Source organism: Actinoalloteichus spitiensis RMV-1378 (genome assembly GCF_000239155.1).
Taxonomy (GTDB): domain Bacteria; phylum Actinomycetota; class Actinomycetes; order Mycobacteriales; family Pseudonocardiaceae; genus Actinoalloteichus_B; species Actinoalloteichus_B spitiensis.
Genome location: NZ_AGVX02000765.1, coordinates 1 through 1,740 on the forward strand (window position 1 = coordinate 1; position 1,740 = coordinate 1,740).

The 1,740-nt window shown below is 69.9% G+C and carries 1 protein-coding gene; it reads right to left on the minus strand.

Translation table 11 applies throughout. The annotated features are described in order from the left end of the window. The coding region (locus ACTIDRAF_RS31270) for a condensation domain-containing protein (RefSeq protein WP_039789604.1) at positions 1–1,740 on the minus strand (1,740 nt) is incomplete at both ends.

Here is a 1,740-nt window from a genome sequence, read left to right on the forward strand (position 1 = left end):
CGAGGGGCTGGCCCACGCCGACACCAGCTCGGCACGCTCGGCCGCGTCGAGCAGGTCGAGGTCACCGACTCGCCGGTCGGGTTCCTCAGTGAACGAGGTGATCAGTCGTCCCAGCTGGGCGGCCAGCCGTTCCACGGTCGAACGCTCGAAGAGCACCGGGTCGAAGGCGACCGCGAGCCCCAGCTGGTCCTGGGTGACGGCCGAGATCACCGTCACCGGGTAGTTGGTGGCCTCGACCGCGTTCATGTCCTGGATGTCCAGGGCGTGCCGGGCGGCCGTCTCCTCGTCGATCGGGTAGTTCTCGAACACGATGAGGCTCTCGAAGAGCGGCTGGCCGCCCGGAACGTCGGTCTGGATGGCGTTGAGCGCGACGTAGTCGTACTGCCGCGCTTCAGCCTGACCGGCCTGGAGCTTGCGCAGCCACTCCACCACGGTCGTGGCCCGCTCGACGACAACCCGGACGGGCAGGGTGTTGATGAACAGGCCGAGGATCTCGTCCGAGCCAGGCAGGTCCGTGGGACGCCCCGAGACGGTGGCGCCGAAAACCACGTCACGGGAACCGCCGTACTGGGAGAGCAGCAGCGCCCACGCCCCCTGCACGATGGCGTTGACCGTGATCCGCTGTGCCCTCGCGAAGCCGGCGACCCGCCCGGACACCTCGGCGGACAGCGGAACGAAGACACGCTCGGTGCAGTGCGCCTGGTGGGCCGTGTCGGGTTGGCGGTCGTAGGGCAGTGGTACCGGCTGGTCGAAGCCAGCCAGGGTGTTCCGCCAGTAGTCGAGCGCGACCCGCTGGTCACGGGAGGTCAGCCAGCGCAGGTAGTCGCGGTACGGACGGCGGACGGTGGCTGGCGGGCCTCCGTCGGAGGAGGTCCTGCGGGCGTACTCCCCGAAGACGTCGGCGAGCACCTGGTAGGTGCTCCACCCGTCGAGCAGCACGTGGTGGAAGGTCCACAGCACACGAACGGTGGTTGGTGACAGGGTCGCCACGAACAGCCGCATCAGCGGGGCTGAGGCCAGGTCGATGCCCTTCTCCTGGTCCTCGGCCATGACCCTGGCCAACTCGGTTTCCCTGTCCTCAGGGGAGAGCTCGGTCCAGTCAGCCCTCGTGACCGGGATCTCCGCCTTCCGGTGGACCGCCTGCAACGGTTCCGGCACGCCCTGCCAGACGGCGGAGACCCGCAGCGCGTCGGAGGTGTCGACGACCTGCTGCCAGGCCGCGACCAGCTCCTCCGGTGAGGTGATGCCCGCGAGTTCGACGGTCACCTGTTCGAGGTAGGCGGCGCCGGTGGGGTCGGCGAGCGCGTGGAAGAGCATGCCCGCCTGCAACGGGGTCAACGGGTAGACGTCCTCAACGTCCCGGCCGTCACCCACCACCGCGTCCACCGCCTCCTGGTCCAGCCGAACCAGTGGGAAGTCCGAGGGCGAGGCCCCGCCCGATCCGGGCCGGGCGCAGTGCTCGACGAACTCGGCGATCCGGCCCAGGTGGTCCTCGGCCAGCCGCCGAACGGTCTCCTCACGATGGCGGTCGGTCGAGTAGAACCAGCTGAAGGTCAGCCGGCCCTCGCGAACCATGCCGACCACGTCCAGCAGGTGCTGGCGCTGCTCGTCGGGGTGGTGGTCCTGGCCGGGAACCCCGGTCTCGGCGCGCAGCGGTCCGCTGCCGGTGGACTCGGTGTTCGCGCTGACACCGGTGTCGAACTGGCCGTGGTAGTTGAAGCTGACCGCCGGGGCCGGCTG